20 protein-coding genes are annotated in these 24282 nt (G+C 61.6%); 15 read left to right on the top strand and 5 right to left on the bottom strand.

The annotated features are described in order from the left end of the window. Window positions 1-515 precede the first annotated feature (515 nt). From mepA to modC, 5 genes are all read left to right on the top strand, one after another. The gene (gene mepA, locus CIT37_RS05435) at window positions 516-1460 is read left to right on the top strand and encodes a penicillin-insensitive murein endopeptidase (RefSeq protein WP_028139795.1); all 945 of its coding nucleotides are present in this window, start codon (window positions 516-518) and stop codon (window positions 1458-1460) included. Window positions 1461-1777: 317 nt separating this feature from the next. Next, window positions 1778-2281 carry a hypothetical protein gene (locus CIT37_RS05430; protein WP_161966333.1) on the top strand — a complete coding sequence of 168 codons (504 nt, stop codon included), beginning with the start codon at window positions 1778-1780 and terminating at the stop codon, window positions 2279-2281. Window positions 2282-2474: 193 nt separating this feature from the next. Next, entirely contained in the window at window positions 2475-3260 is a 786-nt protein-coding gene (gene modA, locus CIT37_RS05425) for a molybdate ABC transporter substrate-binding protein (RefSeq protein ID WP_095425096.1), read from the top strand. 13 nt (window positions 3261-3273) lie between these two features. Continuing rightward, window positions 3274-3969, top strand: coding sequence for a molybdate ABC transporter permease subunit (gene modB / locus CIT37_RS05420; protein ID WP_028139792.1), 696 nt, complete (start codon window positions 3274-3276; stop codon window positions 3967-3969). Window positions 3970-3971: 2 nt separating this feature from the next. Beyond that, entirely contained in the window at window positions 3972-4634 is a 663-nt protein-coding gene (gene modC / locus CIT37_RS05415; protein WP_028139791.1) for a molybdenum ABC transporter ATP-binding protein, read from the top strand. A gap of 179 nt (window positions 4635-4813) precedes the next feature. On the opposite strand, the gene CIT37_RS05410 is transcribed toward modC, so the two are convergent. Together CIT37_RS05410 and CIT37_RS05405 are read right to left on the bottom strand one after the other, a co-directional pair. After that, a complete protein-coding gene (locus CIT37_RS05410; RefSeq protein WP_038951373.1) occupies window positions 4814-6103 on the bottom strand; it encodes an IS4 family transposase in 1290 nt (429 codons plus the stop codon). Window positions 6104-6350: 247 nt separating this feature from the next. Further along, window positions 6351-8144 carry a potassium/proton antiporter gene (locus CIT37_RS05405; RefSeq protein ID WP_028139790.1) on the bottom strand — a complete coding sequence of 598 codons (1794 nt, stop codon included), beginning with the start codon at window positions 8142-8144 and terminating at the stop codon, window positions 6351-6353. 206 nt (window positions 8145-8350) lie between these two features. On the opposite strand from CIT37_RS05405, the gene CIT37_RS05400 reads away from it, so the two are divergent. The 6 genes from CIT37_RS05400 (at window position 8351) to CIT37_RS05375 (ending at window position 15370) form a co-directional block, all read left to right on the top strand. Then, window positions 8351-9667, top strand: a complete 1317-nt coding sequence (locus CIT37_RS05400) for a mechanosensitive ion channel family protein (protein ID WP_038973545.1) — start codon at window positions 8351-8353, stop codon at window positions 9665-9667. A gap of 185 nt (window positions 9668-9852) precedes the next feature. Beyond that, window positions 9853-10671 carry a type I methionyl aminopeptidase gene (map, locus tag CIT37_RS05395; RefSeq protein WP_028144405.1) on the top strand — a complete coding sequence of 273 codons (819 nt, stop codon included), beginning with the start codon at window positions 9853-9855 and terminating at the stop codon, window positions 10669-10671. 93 nt (window positions 10672-10764) lie between these two features. Further along, window positions 10765-11376, top strand: a complete 612-nt coding sequence (locus CIT37_RS05390) for a JAB domain-containing protein (protein ID WP_095424751.1) — start codon at window positions 10765-10767, stop codon at window positions 11374-11376. Between the two features lie 157 nt (window positions 11377-11533). Further along, window positions 11534-12775 (top strand): tyrosine-type recombinase/integrase, encoded by a 1242-nt coding sequence (locus CIT37_RS05385; RefSeq protein WP_011090895.1) that lies wholly within the window; start codon window positions 11534-11536, stop codon window positions 12773-12775. Continuing rightward, window positions 12772-14115: a PDDEXK nuclease domain-containing protein gene (locus CIT37_RS05380; protein WP_014498593.1), complete on the top strand. Its 1344-nt coding sequence runs from the start codon at window positions 12772-12774 to the stop codon at window positions 14113-14115. Before CIT37_RS05385 ends, CIT37_RS05380 begins: the two co-directional genes overlap by 4 nt. A gap of 58 nt (window positions 14116-14173) precedes the next feature. Further along, a complete protein-coding gene (locus CIT37_RS05375) occupies window positions 14174-15370 on the top strand; it encodes a hypothetical protein (protein ID WP_225163673.1) in 1197 nt (398 codons plus the stop codon). Between the two features lie 90 nt (window positions 15371-15460). On the opposite strand, the gene CIT37_RS05370 is transcribed toward CIT37_RS05375, so the two are convergent. From CIT37_RS05370 to CIT37_RS05360, 3 genes are all read right to left on the bottom strand, one after another. Continuing rightward, a complete protein-coding gene (locus tag CIT37_RS05370) occupies window positions 15461-17950 on the bottom strand; it encodes an AAA family ATPase (protein ID WP_095424752.1) in 2490 nt (829 codons plus the stop codon). Beyond that, window positions 17947-18171: a hypothetical protein gene (locus CIT37_RS05365; protein ID WP_014498594.1), complete on the bottom strand. Its 225-nt coding sequence runs from the start codon at window positions 18169-18171 to the stop codon at window positions 17947-17949. Before CIT37_RS05365 ends, CIT37_RS05370 begins: the two co-directional genes overlap by 4 nt. Window positions 18172-18260: 89 nt before the next feature. Next, entirely contained in the window at window positions 18261-19037 is a 777-nt protein-coding gene (locus tag CIT37_RS05360) for a helix-turn-helix domain-containing protein (protein WP_014498595.1), read from the bottom strand. Window positions 19038-19223: 186 nt separating this feature from the next. On the opposite strand from CIT37_RS05360, the gene CIT37_RS05355 reads away from it, so the two are divergent. From CIT37_RS05355 to CIT37_RS05340, 4 genes are all read left to right on the top strand, one after another. Beyond that, on the top strand, window positions 19224-19778 hold the full coding sequence (locus CIT37_RS05355) for a hypothetical protein (RefSeq protein WP_014498596.1): 555 nt from the start codon (window positions 19224-19226) through the stop codon (window positions 19776-19778). Between the two features lie 118 nt (window positions 19779-19896). Beyond that, window positions 19897-21684, top strand: a complete 1788-nt coding sequence (locus tag CIT37_RS05350; protein WP_014498597.1) for an ATP-binding protein — start codon at window positions 19897-19899, stop codon at window positions 21682-21684. 40 nt (window positions 21685-21724) lie between these two features. Beyond that, on the top strand, window positions 21725-22834 hold the full coding sequence (locus tag CIT37_RS05345) for an IS630-like element ISBj5 family transposase (protein ID WP_109866585.1): 1110 nt from the start codon (window positions 21725-21727) through the stop codon (window positions 22832-22834). Between the two features lie 75 nt (window positions 22835-22909). Then, window positions 22910-24259 carry an IS701-like element ISBj6 family transposase gene (locus CIT37_RS05340; RefSeq protein ID WP_038951335.1) on the top strand — a complete coding sequence of 450 codons (1350 nt, stop codon included), beginning with the start codon at window positions 22910-22912 and terminating at the stop codon, window positions 24257-24259. The last annotated feature ends 23 nt before the right edge of the window (window positions 24260-24282 follow it).

Genomic DNA, 24282 nt, shown 5'->3' with positions numbered 1-24282 from the left:
TCACTCGTCCCAGTCGCGCCCTGTGGCCGCAAGTCTTTGGGCGCAAGTCTTGGGGCAAGTGTCTGAAAAAAAAGTAATCTTGGGTGCCCGCGCCAGCCAAGGCTCCGACTTGCGAGCACCGAGAGCCCGGCTCTGGTGCCTGTTTACGAGGCGCAAGCAGGCCGAGTGGCGCACCAGACCTGCGTCTTGGTCGCAATCGAAGAGAGCGATGGTGCAAAAACGCGCGCTCTCCATGAATCAATTCCGGGCGCGGGTCCGATTGCATACGGGATGGAAACGAACTCGGTTCCGCGCACGAATTTTGGTCAATGCAGGATACGGTTATTGCACCATTAAGAATCCGGCTGGCCCCGCGAAAAAACTACGACTTTTGGACAACCTTGTTGGATATGACATCGTCATGCCCGGACGCGCCTTCGCGCGGGGGCTGCGGCCGTCAAGACGCCGTGAGGTCGTCCGCCGCAGCACAGCCCGATTCTTACCCCCGACGCCGTGTTGGGTTATAAGGGCTGCGCATGAGTCCCCGCCGCTTCGCCCCTCTCCTGCTCGTCATGACGCTCCTGGCCGCCGGCGGCGCGCTGGCCCAGGACAAGGGCAGCGTCAACCCGAAGCCGCTGCCGCCGCTCGCCAATCCCAACGACCCCGATCTCGCCGCCAAGGAGCTGTTCGCGCGCAAGCTGCTGCCGGCGAAGGGGGCGGCCCATGTCATCGGCTCCTACACCAAGGGCTGCATCGGCGGCGCGGAGCAGATGCCGCTCAACGGCGACAATTGGCAGGTGATGCGGCTGTCGCGCAACCGCAGCTATGGCCACCCCGAGATGATCGCCCTGATCAAGCGGCTCGCGGCCAAAGCGCGCAAGGACGCGGGATGGCCGGGCATCCTGGTCGGCGACATCGCCCAGCCGCGCGGCGGCCCGGCACTGTCGGGCCATGCCAGCCACCAGATCGGTCTCGATGCCGACATCTGGCTGACGCCGATGCCGGACCGCCGCCTCTCGCGCGAGGAGCGCGAGGACATGTCGGCTGTGATGATGGTGCGCCACGACCGGCTCGACGTCGATCCAAAAGTGTTCACACCTGGCCATGTGCTGGTGCTGCGCGACGCGGCGCGGGAGCCGGCGGTGCAGCGCATCTTCGTCAACGCCGCGATCAAGAAGGCGCTGTGCCGCGAGGCCAAGGGCGACCGCGCCTGGCTGTCGAAGATCCGGCCCTGGTGGGGCCACGACTACCACTTCCACATCCGCATGCACTGCCCGCCAGGCGCCGGCGAATGCGAGGGCCAGCCGTCACAGGCCGAGGACGAAGGCTGCAAGCCCGCCGATCTCGCTTATTGGTTCTCCGACGCGGTGCTGCACCCCAAGCCGCCGCCGGAGCCGCCAAAGCCGAAACCGCCGATGACGCTGGCGCAGATGCCGGCGGCGTGCAAAGCGGTGCTGCACGCGGCGGATGCGAAGCCGTAAGGTACGCTGTCGCCCCAGCCACCACTGTCGTCCCGGGGCGCGAAGCGAGCCCGGGATCCATAACCACAGGCCGTGGTTATAGCGGGAGATTGTCACTCCGAGTCTTCGCCAAATGCAATCCTGTGGCTATGGATCCCGGGCTCGCGCTACGCGCGCCCCGGGATGACGAACTCGTTGGTTGGTTCGTGTCGCGACAATGCGCTACGGTCGCCTCGCCGCTCAGCCGTAAGCCGCGGCATCTCGGGACGCGCCTCCCTTATCAACAAGACCTGACCGCAAGCCTCGCACTGGTCGCGTGGCCAATGATGGGATTTCACATGCGCGTCCTCGCCTTCCTCGCTGCGCTCTCGTTCAGCGCAACCTCCGCCCTCGCCGCTGAAGAGCCCAGCGGCTGCGACAAGTTCAAATGGCCGATCGAGCGGGAGCGCGCTGCGCTCACCGCGCCGGACCGCGCGACGCTCGCATCGGGCAGCGAGCAGGCGAGCTTGCCGTCCTCGGCCATCACGCTGGGGCTGGCGGCCTCGAGCGAGGCAAAACTGCCGACGCCGCCGGAGCGAGCGCCCAAGGACGGCACTTTTGCCGGCTTCACGAGCATCAAGTCCGCCAAGCCCGGGCTCTACACGATCAGCCTGTCCACCGGTGCCTGGATCGACGTGGTCGAGGATGGGCATGTCCTGAAGCCCTTGGTCTTCAGCGGCGCGACCGATTGCGGCGGCATTCGCAAGACCGTGAAATACGAGCTGTCGGCGCAGCCTTTCGTACTCCAAATCAGCGGCGCCAAGGAGGATGCGGTCGCGATCGCGATCCTCCCGGTTCAATAGCGCTGTTTGCCGGACAAACGGCCACCCTTTGACCTGCGGCGCCAGCCTGCTATCTTCGCAATTGCGATATCCCTGCCGGCCGTAAGCCGCAGCCGGGCCCCGTGGAGCAGCGCTTCCACCCGTCGCGACTGACCCACCAACGCCAGACCTGTGCGTGCATCTTGCGCGCGCGGACTCGCACGGAGCGCTCCCCATGTTACGTATTTCGGGATTTTTCACCGCCCTCGTGATCTTCGTGGGCGCAAGCCTTTCGCCGGCCGCCGCCGAGGACAAGACCATCACCGTGTTCGCCGCGGCCTCAATGAAGAACGCGCTCGACGAGATCGACGCCGCCTACACCGCCAAGACCGGCGTCAAGTTCTCGGTCAGCTATGCCGCAAGCTCGGTGCTGGCGCGGCAGATCGAGCAGGGCGCGCCGGCCGATGTGTTCGTCTCCGCCGACACCGACTGGATGGATTACGCGATCTCCAGGAAGACCATCAACGAGTCCTCCAGAGTCAATCTGCTCGGCAACAGCATCGTGCTGATCGCACCGAAGGATTCCAGGATCGACAACGTCACCATCACGCAAGGTTTCGACCTTGCCAAGCTCGCCGGCGACGGCAGGATCGCGACCGGCGACGTCAAGTCGGTGCCGGCAGGCAAATGCGCCAAGGCCGCGCTCGAGAAGCTCGGCGCATGGCAGGCCGCAGAGCCGAAATTCGCGATGGCCGAGAGCGTGCGCGCCGCGCTGACGCTGGTGGCACGCGGCGAGGCCAACCTCGGCATCGTCTATGCCACCGACGCCAAGGTTGAGCCCGGCGTCAAGATCGTCGGCACCTTCCCTGCGGAGTCGCATCCCGCGATCGTCTATCCGGTCGCCGCGAACATGACGGCGAAGGACGGGACCAGCGGCTATCTCACCTTCCTGCGCTCCTCGGCCGCCAAGACCATTCTGGAAAAATACGGCTTCAAGTTCCTCGTCAGCCCGACAATCTGATATTCACCATTTGATGTTCGACATCTCTCCCGCCGAATGGACCGCGATCCTGCTCTCGCTCAGGGTCGCGATCATCGCAACGCTGGTCGCGACGCCATTCGGCGTCGCGCTGGCGTGGCTGCTGGCGCGGCGCGACTTCTGGGGCAAGTCGATGCTCGACGCGGTGGTGCACCTGCCGCTGGTGCTGCCGCCTGTCGTCACCGGCTATCTGCTCTTGCTGACGTTCGGCCGCCGCGGCCTCGTCGGCGGCTTCCTCGCCGAACATCTCGGCATCGTCTTCTCGTTCCGCTGGACCGGCGCGGCGCTGGCCTGCGGCGTGATGTCGTTTCCGCTGCTGGTGCGGCCGATGCGCCTGTCGATCGAGGCGATCGACCGCCGGCTCGAGCAGGCCGCCGAGACGCTCGGCGCCGCGCCCTGGAAAGTGTTCTTCACGGTGACGCTGCCGCTGGCCCTGCCGGGCGTGCTCGCCGGCATGGTGCTCGGCTTTGCCAAGGCGATCGGCGAGTTCGGCGCCACCATCACCTTCGTCTCCAACATTCCCGGCGAGACCCAGACGATTTCCTCGGCGATCTATTCGCTGATCCAGACGCCGGACGGTGACGCCGCGGCCGGCCGGCTCGTGATCGTCTCGATCGTGCTGGCGCTGGGCGCACTGATCGCCGCCGAATGGTTCGCTCGCCGCGCTACGCAGCGCCTGCACGGGAATTGACCATGCTGCGCGTCGATGTCGAAAAACAACTCGGTGAATTCTCGCTCTCCGCATCCTTCACCGGCGAAGGCCGCGTCATCGGCCTGTTCGGCGCCTCGGGCGCCGGCAAGACGTCACTGGTCAACATGATCGCGGGGCTGCTGCGGCCCGACCGCGGCACCATCGTGCTCGACGGCGAAACCGTCGACGACACCGCGGCCGGCATCCATGTCCCGGCCTGGCGCCGCCGCATCGGCTATGTGTTCCAGGATGCGCGGCTGTTCCCGCATCTCAACGTCGCGCAGAATCTCGACTATGGACGGCAGATGAACCGCTTGGCGCCGGATCCGGCGCAGCACAAGCGCGTCATCGACCTGCTCGATATCGGCACCCTGCTCGGCCGCCGCCCTGGAAAGCTCTCCGGCGGTGAGCGCCAGCGCGTCGCGCTCGGACGCGCGCTGCTCTCAAGGCCGCGCCTGCTGCTGCTCGACGAGCCGCTCGGCGCGCTCGACGAGGGCCGCAAGCTCGAGATCCTGCCCTATCTGGTGCGGCTGCGCGACGAGGCCAACGTGCCGATGGTCTATGTCAGCCACGACGCCGCCGAGCTGCGCCAGCTCGCGACGCAGATCGTGATGCTGAAACAGGGGCGGGTCACGAGTTTTGGCGGGGTGAAGGTGCTGGCATGAGGGGCATGCAGCGCTTGTTTGGGCTGCGCTGGCGCAACACCCACCGTGTCGTCCCGGCGAACGCCGGGACCCATACCGCGTGATCTGCCGAAGGATTGTGGTGCAAATACCGGCGAAGAAAGAGTAACTGCGAGCCTTCGCCAAATTCCTCCCTGTGGTTATGGGTCCCGGCGAACGCCCTAGGGCATGCACATATCTCTGAGGCTCCATCCTGCTGCGACGGCGTTGAAGTATTCGAGGCCGTTTTTGAAGGTGATCGGGCCCGGCGGCTTGGACGATGGGTAGCCATCCCACCCGCCGAGACGGCCGATGATCCAGGCGGCCCAAGCGAGACTATCGGGCGGATGTGGGTTCTTTAGTCGCTTGCTCGCGGCTTCGAGTTGCCGGTTGAGGGCTGTGAGCGCGCCAATTTGGCCGTTGTCGAAGGCCGCGAGAATGGGCTGGCGACCACCATTGCGGGCCTGCAGAAGCTGGATGGTGATGACGGCCGCCTTGGCGGCGATCGCAACCAGCTTGAGAAGCCGATCGGCGGATCCGATCTGACTGTCTTCGAGCTTGAGGCCTTGTGTCTTCAGGATGCGGAAGAACTGCTCGATGATCCAGCGCTGCTTGTACCATTGGACGATGCGCCAGGCGTCCTCGATGCTGGTGACCTCGTGAGAGGTGAGAAGCCGCCAGTGCAGCGGCTCTATGCCGGTTTCGGCGTTAATCTCGCGCACATCGACCACCGCCAGCGGCAAGCTTTTCGGCAGATGGTGCAAGAACTTATTCTGCGGGCGGGCGAGCTCGATTGCGCCAAAGCGAAGTTCGAGGTGGGCCAGGCGAGCCGGCCGCGCGGCGCGCGCAGGCAGTTGGATCATACGCTGGTCCACCGCGGCCATGGCATCGCTGGCCTCATACAGGCTGCTGCGGTCGGCAAGCTTGCGATCATGCATGCTGCGCGCGATGACGTGGAAATGTTGCTTGGCCGAGCTGGCATAAAGGGCAAAAATATCGCTCTCGCGGTCACCCAGCACCGTCACCGCCGCGGCCTTGGTGAGCAGCGGCCTTGCCGCCACGGCAGTCGATATCCAGCGTTGCGATTCCTTGTCCGATAATTCCCGATCATCATGCGAGGTCGTGCGGCGACCTGCGCGCGTCCATATCTGCCCGCTCAAAAGCCCAAGACAGCTGCCGTCGTCGGCGTCCACAGCCAGCAGCGGGTGCAGCAGCACGCCGTGGTTATTGCCTTTGCCGATTTCTCCGAGCCCGCGCCGGCGTTGCGGCGTGGTGTTGAAGTGGATCTCGCTGGTGTCCTGGATGGCCAGCACGTGGCGGCCTTCCACGGCAGGGCCCGTGCTATTGCTCCAGCTTTCGATGATCCGATCCACCGTCACCTTGTCATGGCCAAGAAAGCGGTTGAACCGCACTTCCAGCGCGCGGTTCCCCCTGGAGAGCTGCCGAAGGCAGACAGTTTTGCCCGCAACCATGCGTTCAGCGAGCGCCGCCCCCCTTTATCGAGACGACGATCCCCGAACCGGCCCAGCGTCCAGTCAATCCGTGACAACATCGCAGCACCCCCGTCCAAACCATGGAGTGCCGCAATAGGAATCACATAGATCTCCGATTCTGGAACCCCCAGGGCGAACCCGAGTCAATCCGCCGCACCAGATATGTGCATGCCCTAGGGCGTTCGCCGGGACGACACGGGAGATTGTTGATCCGCCGGCAGCTCGCTTAGACCCCCGCCACCGACGTCCATACCTCCGCGAGCTTCTTTCGCAGCGCCTGTGCGCGCGTCAGCGGCGGTGGCGTCTCGTCTTCCTCCGGCAGGCGCAGGCCGACGACATTGACGCGGCCGCCGGAGATGCTGCGCGCGACCAGAACGATCTCGTCGAGCGGCAGCTCGGCGCCCTCTTTCGGGGCGCGGTCGAGATGGACGTCGAAATAATCGGCCAGCGTCAGCTTGCCCTCGTCCTCGCCGACCTTGACGCCGTAGATCTCGGCGAGTTCGGCCAATGTGTGCTCGCCTGAGACCATGAAGTCGCCGAGCAGATGCGGATCGGGCGCCGAGCCCGGCTGCATGTCGACGAAGAAGCGGTCGAGCGACTCGGCCTTTTCCGGCGGCGCCAGCAAATAGATGTAGTCGCCGGGCGCGATCGGGTCGGCTTCCGTCGGTGTCAAAATGTTCTCGTTGCGGATCACCAGCGTCGGCTTGGACCAGGACGGGATCAGGCCGCGGCGGAAATACAGGCTCTTGGGCCGCACCGGATAGCCGACCAGCTGCTGCTCGAGCTGCCCGGGCAGATCCAGCTCGACACGGCGCGGACCGCGCTCGGCGCGCGGCAGAGCGACATGCAGCTTGCGCGCGGCGGGTGCCAACGTCCAGCCTTGCAGCAACAGCGAGATGATGACGACGACGAAGGCGACGTCGAAATAGAGATAGGCCTTGGACAGGCCGACCAGCATCGGGATCGAGGCCAGGAAGATCGCGACGGCACCGCGCAGGCCGGTCCAGGCGATGAAGATCTTTTCGCGCCAGTTGAAGCGGAACGGCGCCAGGCACACGAATACCGCGATCGGCCGCGCCACCAGCATCAGCACGAAGGCGACCCCGACCGCCGGCAGCACGCTGGCCCCTAACCGGCTCGGCGAGACCAGGAGGCCGAGCAGCACGAACATCACGATCTGCGCCAGCCAGGTCGCCGCATCGAGGAAAGCCACTACCGAATTGTGCGCGCGGGTCGGCCGGTTGCCGATGATGATGCCGGCCAGATAGACCGCGAGGAAGCCGGAGGCGTGCATGATCTGCGAGCCGCCGAAGATCACGAGCGCAGCCGTGGTCACGAACGGCGCGTGCAGGCCCTGCGGCAGCGCGACCTTGTTGAGCGCGATGACGACGAGCCGTCCGCCGAAGACGCCGACCAGGGCGCCCAGCACCGCCTCCTGGATGAACTCCATCGCCACGTGGCTTGCGGAGCTCGATCCCAGCGAGATGTATTCGACCAGCATCAAGGTGAGGAAGATCGCGAAAGGGTCGTTGGTGCCGGATTCGGCCTCCAGCGTCGCGCCGACGCGCGGGCGCAGACGCAGGCCCTGGGTGTGCACCAGCAGGAAGACGGCGGCGGCGTCGGTCGAGGCGACCACGGCGCCGACCAGCAGCGACTCCGTCCAGTTGAGGTCGAGCGCGTATTTAGCGAACGGCGCCGTAATCAGCGCGGTCAGGAGCACGCCGACGGTCGCGAGTACCACGGACGGCGCGAGCACGGTACGGATGCTGGCAAAGCGCGTCCGCAGGCCACCGTCGAACAGGATCAGGGCCAGCGCCACAGAGCCGACCAGATAGGTGGTGCGGACGTCGTCGAACTGGAGCCGGCCGGGGCCGGAATCGCCCGCGAGCATGCCGATCACAAGGAAGACGAGCAGCAAGGGCGCTCCGAAGCGCAGCGCAAGCAGGCTCGACAGGATACCGGCCATCACGAGGACGGAGCCGAGCAATATGGCGATGCTGACGGAGTCGAGAGAGGCCATCCACCTTCCGGTTCAAAACAGCTGGAAGGGCATCCATATCGTCGCGGCCCTGGCACGCCAACCCATTTCTCCCGCTCGCGGCAATCTGCCCGCATTTTACGGCCTTAACGCCCATCACATGCCGGTGTATCGATGGCCCGGCCGCGCCCTTTGTGGGATTCTGCGGCTCCCTCGAATCAATTCCTCCCCGCTTGCCGACGAGACCGATGGACATGGACCTCAAGGACTTCATGGAGTTCGTGCAGACCACCGCGCGCAGCGTCGGGGCGGAAATCTCCTCGCCCTGGTTCTACCTGCAATTCGGCCTCATCCTGGCCGCAGCCGGTATCGCCTATGCCGCGGAGACCGCGATCCGCAACCGGGTCGACATGACCGCGCTGACGATGCGCTGGCCGCTGCCGCTCCGGCACTTCGCCCGGGTGATGCTCTCCAGCGCCTCGACGGCGGTGTTCACTTTGCTCGTGATCATCTCGCGTGTGGTGATGTACCACGCGACCTGGCCGAGCCGCTCCTATCTGCTGATGGTCGCCGCCAAGCTGGGCTTCGCCTGGCTCGTGATCCGGCTGGTGACCTCGGTGCTGCGCAATGCCTTCATCGTCCGCCTGGTGTCGATCACGGCGTGGCTTCTCGCCGCGCTCTCGATCCTCGGCCAGCTCGATACGACGGTCGACCTGCTCGATTCCTACGCGATCGTGCTCGGTGGTCTCAGGCTGACCCCGCTGCTGGTCCTCAAGGCCGGCGCGCTCCTGCTGATCGCGCTGTGGCTCACCAACATCGCGAGCAATTTTGCCGAGAGCCGGATCAACGCAACCACCGACCTGACGCCGTCGGTGCAGGTGCTGCTGGTCAAGATCATCCGCATCGGGCTTCTTGCCATCGCAATCGTCATTGCGCTCGGCGCGGTCGGCATCGACCTGTCGGCGCTCGCGGTGTTCTCCGGCGCGGTCGGCGTCGGCATCGGTATCGGCCTGCAGAAGATCGTGGCCAACTTCATCTCGGGCATCATCCTGCTCGCCGACAAGTCGGTGAAGCCCGGCGATCTCGTCACCATCGGCGACAATACCGGCCGCATCAGCGCGATGAAGACGCGTTATATTTCCGTCGCCGCCGGTGACGGCCGCGAGTTCCTGGTGCCGAACGAGGATCTGGTGACGCAGAAGGTCGTCAACTGGACCTATACCGACAAGAACACGCTGGTGAAGATCGCCTTCGGGACCAATTACGACGCCGACCCCCGCCTGGTCACCAAGCTCGCCGCCGAGACCGCCGCGGCCCATCCGCGCGCGACCAAGGGCAAGCCGCCGAACTCCATCCTGACCGAGTTCGCGGAAGCCGGGATGAAATTCTCGCTGACCTTCTGGATTGCGGACCCCGACGGCATGGACAACGTCAAGAGCGACGTGATGCTGGCACTGTGGGACGCTTTCAAGCGCGAGGGCATCCGGGTTCCCTACCCCGTCCGCGAAATCCGCGTCCGCGGCGGCGCGCTGCCGGTGGAAACCACCGTAGAAGTCCCGAATTAGGCCCGCTTTCGGGCGCAAGAGGCGGCAAGATCCTTGTTTTGACGCGTTTTCTTCACACGAACCGGTAGCCACGTCGCTCGAAAACGCGCTCCCTTGGCTTGCACGAAGGCCCGCAATCATTAAATTGGGGCCTGAAATCAAGACTTTCCGCCGATATCGAGCCCACCTCAGAAGATTGCGCCCGCATGAGCTACGTCGAAGCCTCCGATACCTCCCTGCGCAAGACCGGACAGATCAAGCTGCATGGGCCGAGCGCCTTTGCCGGCATGCGCAAGGCGGGCGCGCTGGTGGCGAAGTGCCTCGACGAGCTCACCGACATCGTCGGGCCCGGCGTGCCGACCGAGCGCATCGACGAATTCGTCCGCGACTTCGCCTTCAGCAACAATGCCTATCCGGCGACGCTGATGTATCGCGGCTATCGCTACTCGACCTGCACCTCGCTCAACCACGTGGTCTGCCACGGCATGCCCGGCGACCGTCCGCTGAAGGAAGGCGACATCGTCAACATCGACGTCACCTTCATCGTCGACGGCTGGTATGGCGATTCCAGCCGGATGTATGCGGTCGGCCCGATCGCCCGCAAGGCCGAGCGGCTGATCGAGGTAACCTATGAAGCGATGATGCGCGGCATCGCCGCCGTGAAGCCCGGCGCCACCACCGGCGACATCGGCTACGCCATCCAGAGCTTCGTCGAGCCGCAGGGCATGAGCGTGGTGCGCGATTTCTGCGGCCACGGTCTGGGCCGCATGTTCCACGACGAGCCGAACATCATTCATATCGGCCGGCCCGGCGAAGGCGTGCAGCTCAAGCCTGGCATGTTCTTCACCATCGAGCCGATGATCAATCTCGGCAAGCCGCATGTGAAGATCCTGTCCGACGGCTGGACTGCCGTCACCCGCGACCGCTCGCTGTCGGCACAGTTCGAGCACTCCGTCGGCGTCACCGCTGATGGCGTCGAGATCTTCACGCTGTCGGAGCGGCACGGCGAGAAGCAGATCGGGTGAGCTTTCGGGACGTGCCTGCTGGGCAATTACCGAACGGGCGCCGTCGCAATTGACGGTTGCAAAAACGGAGGTCCCCGGCGATGCTGGCGGCCGATGCCCGCCAAGCCGGACCACGACAAGAGCAAGCTTGAAGACGCGCCGCATTATCACGGCCATCGCGAGCGGCTGCGCGAGCGTTTCTACAATGCCGGCGCGGATGCGCTGAGCGACTACGAACTCCTGGAGATGGCGCTGTTTCCGGCACTGCCGCGACGCGACACGAAACCTCTGGCCAAGGCGCTGATCAAGTCCTTCGGCTCGTTCGCCGAGGTCGTGCACGCGCCGGTGGCGCGCTTGCGCGAGGTTGACGGCATCGGCGAGGCCGCGATCAACCAGCTCAAGCTGATTGCGGCCGCCGCGAGCCGCGTGACCAAGGGCGAGGTCAACAGCCGCAACGCGCTGTCGTCCTGGAACGAGGTGATCGATTATTGCCGCTCCAGCATGGCTTTTGCCGACAGGGAGCAGTTTCGCCTGCTGTTTCTCGACAAGCGCAACCAGCTCATCGCCGACGAGGTGCAGCAGACCGGCACCGTGGACCACACCCCGGTCTATCCGCGCGAAGTGATCAAGCGCGCGCTGGAATTATCGGCGACCGCCTTGATCCTCGTGCACAACCACCCCACTACCCACCCTATGATCACGTTGGATCACGTTCAATACCGATGAATCATCAACGATATATCCGATTTTTTCTTCATTGCACACAGGGGGCGGCTATGGCAAATTGGGAGCGGTAAGAGGGGTTGAAAGCGGCTTTCCGATCCCAGCAAACGATCCCCGTTTCTCCTCGACCGATCCCAGTTGCGGCACAGGAGGAAACGCCATGCCAAGCCTGACCGACACCGCGATCCGACATGCGTTGAAGCGGGTGGAGCTAAGTCAGAAACAGGAAAATCTCGCCGACGGTGAAGGGCGCGGCACCGGCCGCCTCGTGCTTGTCCTCAAGCCCATGCCGAAGCGCGTCACCGCCGACTGGATGGCGCAGCAATGGCGCGATGGGAAGCGGACCAAGAAGAAGCTCGGGGCTTATCCCTCCATATCGCTCGCCCAGGCACGCGAAATATTCAAACGCGACTTCGCCGACGTCATCCAGAAGGGTCGCAGCATCAAGATCGCTACCGACACGCGCCCCGGCACCGTCGCTGATCTGTTCGAAGGCTATGTCGCCGCGCTCAAGGATGCGAGCAAGCCGTCCTGGAAGGAAACGGAAAAAGGCCTTAACAAGATCGCCGACACGCTCGGACGCAACCGCCTCGCTCGCGAGATCGAGGCCGAGGAAATCATCGAGCTGATCCGCCCGATCTACGAGCGCGGTGCCAAATCAATGGCCGACCATGTGCGCTCCTATCTCCATGCCGCCTTTAGCTGGGGCATGAAGTCTGACAACGACTATCGGCAGCAGTCTTCCAGACGCTTTCGACTCCCTTTCAATCCGGCAACCGGCATTCCTACCGAGCCTAAGATCCAGGGCACGCGCTGGCTTGACGAAGACGAGTTTGTGCAACTCTATCGCTGGCTGGAGAGCCCCGACACGCCGGTCCACCCCTCCTATCCCCGCGCGGTGCAACTCATCATGCTGACAGGGCAGCGCGTCGAGGAGATCGCGCGGTTTCATGTCAATCAATGGGACGCCAGTGAGCGAATCATCGACTGGTCGAAGACCAAGAACCTCCAGCCGCACGCTGTCCCAGTGCCATTGCTTGCCGCCGAGCTGATCGAAAAGATCAAGCCGAACGAGTATGGCTGGTTCTTCCCCTCCGCCAAGGACCCCTCGAAGCCTGTCAGCCACGGCACTCTTTATAGCTTTGTTTGGCGGCAGCGAGATCGCGGCGTGATTCCATATGCGACAAACCGCGATCTCCGGCGCACGTTCAAGACGCTCGCCGGCAAGGCAGGCGTGTCGAAGGAAATCCGCGATCGCCTCCAGAACCACGCGCTACAGGATGTCAGCTCCAAGCACTACGACCGCTGGCACTATATGATCGAGAAACGCGCTGGCATGGCGAAATGGGACAAATTCGTGCGCGCCATGCTGGCGAAGAAGCGACTGAAAGAGGCCGCATGAGCTCGCGGCCGCGAAAGCCCCCTCGCCGCAGCGATGCGCTCGGTTCCGCTGGCGAAGTGGACGCGCAAAGCTACACGGCGTTCGTCGGGGATCTGAAGCAGAAGATCGCGGCGGCACGCCACCGAGCCAGCTTGTCGATCAACCGCGAGCTAGTGACGCTCTACTGGACGATCGGGCGCGACATCCTGGAACGGCAGGAGCGCGAAGGTTGGGGTGCCCGGGTGGTCGACCGTCTGGCTGGCGATCTTCGCCTGGCTTTCCCGGAAATGACCGGTTTATCGCCCCGGAATCTGAAATACATGCGCTCGTTCGCCGAGGCCTGGCCCAACGGCGAATTTGTGCAACAGGTTGTTGCACTATTGCCATGGGGGCATAACGTCCGTTTGCTCGACGCCGTCAAAACGCAGGAAGAGCGCACCTGGTACGCGCGGCAGGCAATTGAACACGGCTGGAGTCGTAACGTTCTTGTCCATCAGATCGAAAGCAAGCTTTTTGCCCGGCAAGGAAGCGCCCTCACCAATTTCTCGCGAACCCTGCCCGCAGAGCAGTCCGAGCTTGCCCAACAAATCCTCAAAGACCCCTACACGTTCGACTTCCTCTCGCTTGGCCCAGACATGCTGGAGCGCGACCTCGAGCGTGGTTTGGTCGAGCATCTGCGTTCACTCATCCTCGAGCTCGGCAAGGGCTTCGCATTCGTCGGCAGCCAATATCACCTCGAAGTCGGCGGGCAGGATTACTACTTGGACCTTCTTTTCTATCATCTGCGTCTTCGCTGCTTCGTGGTGATCGAGCTGAAGATCGAAGACTTCAAACCCGAATTTGCGGGAAAGATGAACTTTTACCTCTCGGCCGTGGACGAGCAATTGCGCCATCCCGACGACAAACCGACCATCGGCATCATCTTGTGCAAAGGGCGCAACGAGGTGATCGTGGAATACGCGTTGCGAGACTCCAGCAAACCGATGGGGGTCGCCCAGTATCAGCTCTCGGCTGCGTTGCCGCCACAACTCGAGGATGCCCTCCCGACGGCCGCGGAGTTCGCGCGAGAATTTCCACTGATGTCCGTGGTCAAGCTACGCATCGAAATCGAGCGCGCGGTACGCGATCTCGCGGACAAGCGAGGCGTCGCTTTCGACCGGCCGACCGGCATCATGAAAATGCTCCGTGATCTGCATCGAAATGGATCGGTGCCAAGTAGCACAGAGCAGATGCTCGACGCCCTCCACACCATGAACGAAGCTACGCATGGCATGGATGTGGACCCGGAGACCGCTGAACGCGCCGTCGAAATCGGCACGATCTTCCTTGGGGAACTCCAGAAACTGAATACAGACGAGTAAGGTGCTTTTCGCGGCAAATCCGACACCGACAAAACCCCAGAAAGCACAGGACAATCTCGTGGAAGACAGCTGGCCGACGTGGCTCAAAATTATGGAGAACGGCGCCGTCGGAGAAGCGCGTACGCGTTCTTTTCTCATCGACCGGTTCTGGGTTCTCGAGCGGAGCGTAGATACCGACGGGGCCGATTTTCTCATACAGCGACGCACCACCACGCAGCGATTTACCGATAGAGTCCCGCCGCGCGTCGGAGTGATACAGGCAAAATATTTTCAGGATCGCCGCACAACGCACTACATTCCCAAAAGCTACGTGGTTGACGACAAAGGAATGCCGCTCGAAGGCTTCTTCGCGCTTCTTCACGTCGGCCGGGAGGACGACGGCGAGATGTACCTGCTGTCGGCCCGGCAAATCGTCAACACGCTATCCATCAGCAGCACCCATTCACCGGAAAGCTACGTCGTCGGCACGACTGCGCTCCAAGGCACTTTTAGAATTAATGCCCGTAAGCTCGCACTCGATCAGATCGAGCATAGCTTGAAGAGCCAGACCTACTACCAGTCGGCCGCCTTCCTGGACAAGCTCAACATTCCCTATCGGCGCTTCAGCGAAGACGACATCGACTTTCCTTGGACACTTCCGCTTCCGAACCCCGTCGGTGAAATCCCGAAGATGTTTGTTGAGCAAAAAGAGGAGCTCAGAAAGATCGTTTTCGACATGGAGGAGGTGTTGGGAGCCATCGACGCGGTCCTTACAGAAAAAGACCCGCGTCGAGCGCTCGAGCTGATGGACGCGCTGCGTTACCATGTCGATGGTTACGGCAAGATCACCTTCGGCGGCCGGGGAGACTTCAACTGGGGCGATTTTCCAGACGCCCTCGACACCCACGACCGCTGGCGCCAAGGCCTCCAGACAGACGGACTGCTAGAGCCTTACATCGCAATGGGCGATAAACTGCAAGTGGCTCTTGTATCCCATACAGCCGCTCATCCGCTAACCGATAAGGGCAGCTTCCTCCAGGCGATCATTGAATATGATCGGGATACGCTCAACGTCATTGAGCTGTCGGTCAAATCGGGCACGGCCGCCGAGAGGGAACCGGAAATCAAGACCCCCGGGCATGTCCGCATGGCAAGCTCGCTCGGCGAGTGGGTCCCACGCAAAATCAAACCGATGGACTACACGATCGAGAACGTCTGGTGGAATGTCATGCGCTACGTCATCGAAGAGCGCTATCCCGACCCACACTTCGACTAGCTTGCGGCAACTCCCTGCACGCGCAACGCCAGGGCCTTCGGCCCTGTTGTTGCTTGATCGCGAGATTGTCGCGTAGCCTCCGTGAGTCGCTTAACGGCGATCTAACCGGCGATAGTATCGCTTCTGTCCGTTACTCGGATCAACGTAGGTAAAGCAGTCCGCGAGACTATCAATGCTCTGCAACACCCCCAGCAAGGCGTAGGCGTTGAAAGGCGTCCCCGCGCCGGTCTCGTAGTGGCTGACGAAATTCCCAACGATCGATGGCACATGATGGTTTTGGAGATCGGCGATCTGCTGAGGCGTCAGCACACACCGATTGGCCGCATGATAAAGCTTCACGGCCTCGCCGATTGCGTCGATGTAGGTCGAAAGCGTCCGCTTGTCACCACGGGTGGCATAGTCCGGTGGAACAGGGATCTCCAACTTGGCGATAATCTGTCCCAGCTTGTATTCGAGATATTGCCGCAGGATCGGCGCACCAATATCGATCTGGCCAGCATTCAGGTGCTGCAACGCCTGCGCCTTGAGACGATCCGCCTCCTGGGCCGATACCATGAGCCGCCCCTTTGGAGGCATGCCTTGGAGCTTCTGGTGATGCCAATCCGCAGTGCCATTGAGCTTGTCGAAGTACTTCTCCAGGCTGGTGTCATGGCTCAGGAAAATGAACTGCAGCCCGTCCGGCACAGCGCCATAGCGTAGCAACGTCCGCACGGCGTCCATCAACGCGAACTGGTGACCAGCGTCAAAGCTCGATGTCACGTCGTCGAGCACCATGAAGCGCGGAACACCGCTGTGCTTGGTCGCGGCCGCGAAGAAAATCGCAGCCGCCACAGCGTTCCGATAGCTTTCCGAGAGTAGAGCCCGGGCACTGAGGTCCTGTAGGCCGAAGAAGTCCGCGAGCTTTAGATCAACGTTTTCGCTGTTCTGCGCGCGGCTCAGGGTCGGCTTCACATCGGGACCGCCTCGCACGAACCGGCCGAACAGATCCTGACAAGCGGTCTGAATCTCGCCAATCCGCTCGTTGGCCAGTTCGGCTTCGGCATCAGCAAAGCTTTGGCCGGCGCGCGTGATGAATGTCTTCCAGCGATTCAGAACCTTGAGCTTGTCCTGTTTCACCTTGAGCACCGGCTCGCCGCTCTCGTATTCCAGCACGGCATCGCGGAACTGCTTTGCGAAGCTGAGGATGCGGGTTACCTGCACCAATGAGGGAGGCAAGCGCGCCTGCAACGCGTCGGCCTCACCTCGCACCCGAGCAAGAGTTTCGCCACGCTGCGTTTCAAGAACCCCGAGGCGCGCCTTGATGATCTCCAGGTCGGAGGTCGCCAAATCCCCCTTCTTGGCGGCCAAATCGAACGCTACGTGCAAGCGATCACCCGTCGCGATCGCCATGGCCGGCGCCTCTTCAAGCTTGCGTAGCTTCGCGATCCCAGGCGCTGTGGCGACATCGTTGATGAGTTCGGCCCCGAGCTGAGCGGCTACATCGTATTTAGCGATCTTGCCTTCCAGCCGCGGCTTTAGAGCATCACTACCTTTCGCCCCGCAAACTGGGCATTGATTCGGGTCGTGCCAATCGGAGCCGGACACCACAGCCAGCGCATCGCGCAAAAGGGCGTGCAATGCTTCCGCGCCGACGCTGCGCACGGCCTCGTCTCTTCTTCCGGCCAACTCGAGCAGCCGATCAACGTCGGCCAATTCCTCTACCGTGACCTCAAGCCCCGCCAGCGACGTGGCGGAGGTCGTTAGCGTGTCCAGCGTCTTTCGCGCTTCGCCGCCTTCCTGTTTCTCGATCGCCAACTCTGCCGCTTCGAAATCGAGATCCATTACCGAGGCCTCGCCGATCAATGGCTTGAGCAAGGCGATGGCGGATAAGGCGGCGGTTACCGCCGCCTTCAGATCGGAGAGTTTATCGACGGCGGCGCTTCCCGCTCCGGCGACCTCGTCATGCGCCGCAATGACACGCCGCTCGATCGCACTCAACGCGCGCGCGCCTGTGGTCACCTCGGCATCAAGCGCGGAGAGGCCCAGATCACTGTTGACGTTCTGCGTTCGCTTGGCGCCGTCCAGAGCCTGACGTAGCCGGGAGTATCGGCTCAGTCCCACGAGCGATGCGAAAGAACGTCCCCGCTCCAAGGCGGAGATATCGATGAGCTTTGCGAACCGATTATAGTCGACGAGGACGAAATCCTCCTGCAGGCTCGCGAGGAACTGCTGCGGGTCGGCATGACCGCTCGGCGAAGTCACTAGGCGCGCACCGTTGGCAGCCCGCACCACCTTGATCGCCACATCTGGCGAGGCGTCATCGCTGGCGAATATCAGATCAACCGTCGCTTGCTGCCCGGGATGGAAGCGATTCACGATATAGCTGTCGCCCTGCTCGGCTTCCTGGAGCGCCTTCAGGCGCGGGACAATGCCGTGGATCGCGAAGCAAACGGCTTCGAATATGGAGCTTTTACCGACGCCGTTCGGCGCATGCACCGAGTTGACGGCGTCAGATTTGAACTTGAGGACGAGCGGGTCACCGTCATTATTGATCCCACGAAAACCCTCGATGGACAGGCTGCCCAGGAAATACCGCGTCATGCCTTGTCCTCGCCCAGAGGGATGGACATGCCATCAAGCGCATCCAGTACCGCCTTATGAAACTCGCCGATTGTTGCCCGGCTTGGCGCGGTGTCACCTCCCGAATCCAGCAGATGCAAATTGTCGAAGAGGATCTTCGCGCATTCGGGATCGATCTGTACAGCCTCGGCCCTAAACAAAGCGAGATTGTCCTCGAAAGTATTTTCCAGCTTAAACTTCATACGCTCCCCCGACTTCCGCCCAATGCACTTCTATTTGATTTCAGTGCGCGCGTGCAATTCTGCGACGATCAAGCGATTGCGTCTCATCATCAGGCTGTCTCTGTTTCGTTGTCGCTCTTGCGAAGCTTCCGCCATGCCGGAAGGATGAACGGCTGCCCATGATCGATCGGCACGCGCATGGTGGTCTCGCCATATTCACCCGGCGGCCCTAGTGCTACGACCTGACGGCTTTGATAGGAGAACGGCTCGTCCGGCGGTGCGACCGTGTAGCGCTCCGGCAATCGCCTCAGAACCGAGGTTCGATAAATCCAGATGTCGTTGCCCTTGAGAAGGACGATGAGCTGTCGCAGGCGCCGGCGAACCGCGATCTCCGTCGCGGGGGGAATGTCGACGAGAATATCTCGCTGCGACCAGGACAAGCCAACGAGGATATCGAAAAGCTCCTGCGCATAGGCTCCAGTTTCCTCATCGAGCGTTGTCTCGATAATGCAGGCCACGTCGTGCGAGCGGGCCGCCTCCGTATAGAGCGCGCCCTCGTCCGCTGTCGCACTGGCGATGTCATAGTCGTTGCGGGGGATGAGCCGGTCCTCATCTTCCATCAGCGCGGAAAGGACTTCCGGCGCACTTACGGTCGGCGTCATTTCCGAAAGCTCGGAGCCAAGGATAATGCGTTCACGATGAACTTGCAGCGCTTTTGCCAACCGTTCAGCCGTTGTCACTGCAATTGGCGCATTCTCATTCTCGATCATACGAAGCATGCGAATGCTGACACCGATTTCACTCGCCATTTCCTTTTGGGTCGACAGCCTTTCAAGCTGCTCCCTCAGGGCTTTCACCGCCTTCCCGTTCGGCACGACCTTCCTCATCTCAACCTCATCCCGTGTATTCGATGACTCAAAATTTACATGAGGGAGCCTGGCAGCGTGAGGCAGCCGACCGGAATCGGAGCGGCACACTGGCGGCAAACCAGCAAACTGGGCAATTCAACGTGCAGTACCCTTGACTAGGCATTTATGACCGGCCATTTATGACCGGTCAAGGAGACCTTTATCATGCTTCGTTACAATCCGGAGAAATTCGCCTCGCTCTCGGAGTCCGACATCGGTCAGCGGATTTGGTCGTTTCTTACGAAGCCCGCCACTATCGCTCGCTTGGAGACGGCCTCGGAGCTCGGAAAGCCTGCCGTCGAGGGCATCGAGGAGCAGCTTCTGGAGGAGTTTCGCGAAGATGTTCTGGTTGACCGCGTCAAGCAGATGGTCGGCCACATGGTCAGGCAGATATTGGAACAGCGCGATTGGGTTCTCGACCAAAGCGACGTGAAGGTTCAGTCGGTGCCCTTCAGCAAGGCGGCACGTTACAGGCGGCCCGATTGGATCACCTTCCATGCCTTCCGCAATACCAAAGACCCGCGCGACGTCGTCATCACCGACCGTCGGCAGAACGCGCCTCTGCCGAAAGACGCTCGCTGGACCTTCTACGCAACCTTTGCCAGCCCCTTGAAGGCGGCGGTTGCGTTCGGCGTCAATGACACCCCCAAACTTCGCCGACAAGTGCAGACCCACGGTTTTCACCGTGTCCACATCCCGCGAATGCTGCGACGCGCCTAATCCAGGAGAAATTGAAGGCATGATGCAGTTCAACGACAGGTGCGACAGAGCGGATACCCATCGCCGAACGCGAGCGGCCATCGCACGCTTTTATTGAGCCATAACGAGACCGCCAGATATGGAAACGTTCAACCTTGATCCCCGTCAACTTGCCCGGATCGAAGCCGTTCATCGCGGGTTCCTCTATCAGCACCTCTATGCCGCCGCGTGTCTGTTTGATGCTGCCCGGGCCGGTGTGACCCATGTCATCGTCGAGAATGATGAAGACGTCGAACTCGTCCAGCCTGACAGACGAATCTACCTACAAGTCAAAACTCGGGCATCTAACCTTATTCTAAGCGACATTGATGGCGCACTCTCAAGGTTCGCGGCTATTAGACAGGAGCACGAGGAAGGTCGACGGAGCGGTTCATGCCAGTTCGTCATAGTATCGAATAGTGCGCCTGGGCCGGAATTTGCCAAGCTTATCACAGGTAAAGAATGGCCGTCCGACACCAGGCTCCATTGGCCGCAATCACCGGCGGTAGACGAAGCCCTTCCCTTGCCGTGGAGGACCATCGCGGATGGTTTCGAGGCGTGCCGAGCGGCTGCCGAAACGCTTCCTTTTTCCGTATTGGCTCCAGAAACCCTCGTCTGGAAAATCGCTGGCCGGATGATGGCAGCAGCGGGTGGGATTGAGCCAAGCTCCAATCACACGTTCACGGTTGAGGAATTACCGGCACTCTTCGAGCAGCTTGTTGTCCAACTCCAAGATTTTCCTGCTCCGCCGCTTCGATATCGTCCGCAGGAACATGAACCAAATCTGGCAAATGGCCAACGCGTGCGGCTCGTCGTCGGCCTCTCCGGTGCAGGAAAGACGTCCTGGGTTTCTCAGACAGCTCTGCATACTTCTGACCGTCTGGCATATTACGATATTGCCGAGATATCCGGCCCTGCGCTGGCCAATGCCGTCGCACGCGAACTTGCAGCTCGCATCTTCGGATCGCGTGGCGGCAAGCTAGGCGAGATCTTGTTACCGGGCGCAAGCGGCACCGAAATCCTGTTTGCGATCGGTCGCCACCTAGCCGAGGACAAACTCACCGCGACTGTGGTGTTGGATAACGCGCATCGCATTGCAGCCGCGGATTTGGTTTCGCTGGTCGGGGCCTCCGATCAGCTGCAGTTTGTGCTTCTCGCCCAGCCCAGCGCAACGATCGCCCGAATCGAGGCAACGCTTGGCGTGAAGGCGGAGTTGCTTCTCGGCTGGTCCAATGAGACGGCCGCGGCCGAGGGAGCGTCGCTCGGATGCCGTGGGGATTTCTCAGACTATGAGCGCTTGTTGAAAATCACTGGTGGGCTGCCGCTCTACGTCCAGAATGCGCTGAAAATTGCGGCTGAAAGCTACGAGGGGGTGGTCACCCGAGTCTGCGCGGCGCTTGAGGACCGCACCCATATTGTCGAGACTGCGCAAGAACTTATTCTGTCAGATGTCTTCGACAGATTTAACGACCCTGAGCGCCGCGCTGTCGCGGCGCTCAGTCTCAGCGACGTCCCACTGACTCAATCCGAAGCCAGTGTCGTATTGAAGCGCGCCTTCGACCTCGAGCCGGAGATCGCGGCCACGGCATTCAGGCGATTGCGAACAAGCGGTACAATCCAGATTTTCGGTGTCGATCGTTTCAAGATTCACGATGCGATGAGACCGCTCGGCCGCACCTACCTGAGTGACGCCGGGGGTGAGCATCTGCAAAATGCACGCGAGGCCATTCGCGACCTCCTTATAAAGGCACTACCCAACGATCACGACCGTCAAAGAGTTTTTCTTCTCCTGAGGATGTTTGTCGCTCTTGGGAACGTGAAGCCTCTCGTTGAGATGGCCACCGACGAGATATTTCACGAACTAGTCATCTGGAACGGAAGTTCGTGACATTAGTTGATCGCTCGGATCTCTAGAGAGGAGAGCGCTCGTGGCGAATGCAGGTGTGAAAGGCCGGCCGATCGCGCCGTTGGTGCTGAGTTCGCAGGAGCGGGCGTACTTGGAGAGGCAAGTTCGTCGTCATCGTGTAGCCCGATCGCTATCTGAGCGATGCCGCGCGATCCTGCGGTGTGCAGATGGTCTGCCAAGCAAGTCTGTGGCTGCCGAACTTGGCATCCATGAACACACCGTCGGCAAGTGGCGCCGCCGATTCTTGAAGGATCGTTGTGATGGCCTGCTTGACGAAGCCCGCCCGGGCCGCCCTCGAACCATCGACGATGATCAGGTTGCCGAGGTAATCGAGCGGACATTGCGTACGACGCCGCCCGACGCAACGCACTGGTCGATCCGCTCGATGGCTGCGGATACTGGCTTTTCTCACACCACGATCCGCCGAATGTGGACGGCGTTCGGCTTGCAGCCGCACCGCAGCCAGACATTTAAACTATCGAGCGATCCGCTATTCGTCGATAAGGTGCGCGATATTGTCGGGCTTTATCTGTCGCCGCCTAACCGAGCCGTTGTCCTCAGTGTCGATGAGAAAAGCCAGATCCAGGCACTCGATCGCGAGCAGCCGGTCTTGCCGATGATGCCTTGGGTGCCGGAACGTCGCACGCATAGCTATGTGCGGCATGGTACGACCACGCTGTTTGCCGCGCTCGATGTCGCTTCCGGCTTCGTCATTGGCAAATGCTACAAGCGCCATCGGGCGCTCGAGTTCTTGAAGTTTCTCAAAGAGATCGACGCTCAAATCCCTGAGGGGCTCGCTGTCCATATCGTCATGGACAACTACGCTACCCACAAGACCCCCAAGATTAAAGCGTGGCTCGCTCGCCGGCCGCACTATCATGTCCACTTCACGCCGACTTCCGCGTCGTGGATCAATCAGATCGAGCGCTGGTTCGCTGAACTCACCAGAAAGCAGATCCGGCGAGGTGTTCACACCTCCGTCAGGCAGCTCGAAGCCGACATCCGTACCTTCATCGAATTGCACAACAACAACCCGAAGCCCTTCAAATGGACCAAGTCCGCAGACCAGATCTTGGCTTCCGTCAAACGCTTTTGCCACAAAGCCCAGCAGACTTTATGTGGCGAACTTTAGATTCATGTGACTAGCACTACTTTGGCAGATTGTTGATTTTGCCGCGTTTTATAGGATTCCCGAATCAATTTTTCAATGATTCATGGGTGGTCGGCTCTTGGAGGGCTGACCATGCCGGGATGGGAAGACGAACTCGAACGCTGGCTGATGCCGTTCTTGGACCGGCTGGGTCATAAGACCCGGCAGCGGATGTGTCCTCTGTATGTTGCGGGATTGATCGGTCCTGGCGATCGCAAGAGCGTTCAGCCGATGGCGGAACGCCTTGTCACGAGCAACTACGACCAGTTGCACCATTTCATTGCCGACGGTGTCTGGGACGCGACGCCGCTGGAGACAGAGCTGCTCAACCAGGCGGACCGACTCGTCGGCGGCAGGGATGCGGTGCTGGTTATTGATGACACCTCACTGCCGAAGAAGGGTGAGCGATCGGTCGGTGTTGCGGCGCAATACGCATCGGCTCTCGGTAAAACTGCAAATTGCCAAACGCTGGTGTCTTTAACGCTTGCGCGCGGCGAAGTGCCAGTGATGGTCGCGTTACGTCTCTTTCTGCCTGACAGCTGGACAAGCGACATGCCCCGTTTGAAGCGCGCTCGCGTGCCAATCGAACACCGAACGCCACGGTCCAAGCCGGAGATCGCTTTGGCCGAGATTGACCGCGCGATGGCAGCCAACATGCGCTTTGGATGTGTGCTGGCGGATGCAGGATACGGCCTCAGCGCACCGTTTCGACAAGGGCTAACAGAGCGCGGGCTGGCCTGGGCGGTCGGTATCCCTCGGCACCAGAAAGTGTATCCCGTCGATGTGAAGCTCATTTGGCCGATCACCAAAGTCCGTGGCAAACCACGAAAGCACCACGTGCCCGATATCTTATCGATTGCGGCAGAACAAATGCTGGCCAGCGCCAAATGGAAAACCGTGAGTTGGCGTAGCGGGACGAAAGGTCGGCTCAAAGCCCGATTTGCTGCCCTCCGTGTCCGCACCGCCGACGGCCCTCCGCAGCGGATATGGGATAAAGGTCAGCAGCATCTCCCAGGCGACGAAGTCTGGCTCATTGGCGAGCAACGTGCCTCCGGGGAGAGCAAATACTATCTCGCCAATCTTCCGGCGACGACGGATCTGCGCACGCTGGCCGCCACCATCAAGGCACGGTGGATTTGTGAGCAGGCGCATCAACAGTTGAAGGAGGAGCTTGGACTTGATCACTTCGAAGGGCGATCATGGCAAGGTCTTCATCGCCACGCCCTTATGACAATGATTGCCTACGCCTTCCTGCAACATCGTCGCCTCGCATACGCGGGGCGGAAAAAAAAGAATCAACGGGCCTCCGCCTCAACCAACCATGCCCGCCGTACGCCATGCCATCGTCGATCTCATCCTTCGGCCGCCGCCTCAGCAATGCCCATATTGCCGAAAGCAAATCCTTGAAAAACAGCGGCCAAAACACATTC

Source organism: Bradyrhizobium ottawaense, from assembly GCF_002278135.3.
Classification (GTDB): domain Bacteria; phylum Pseudomonadota; class Alphaproteobacteria; order Rhizobiales; family Xanthobacteraceae; genus Bradyrhizobium; species Bradyrhizobium ottawaense.
Note: the sequence above shows the minus strand (reverse complement) of the source record. Positions and strands in the feature narration are given on the sequence as shown.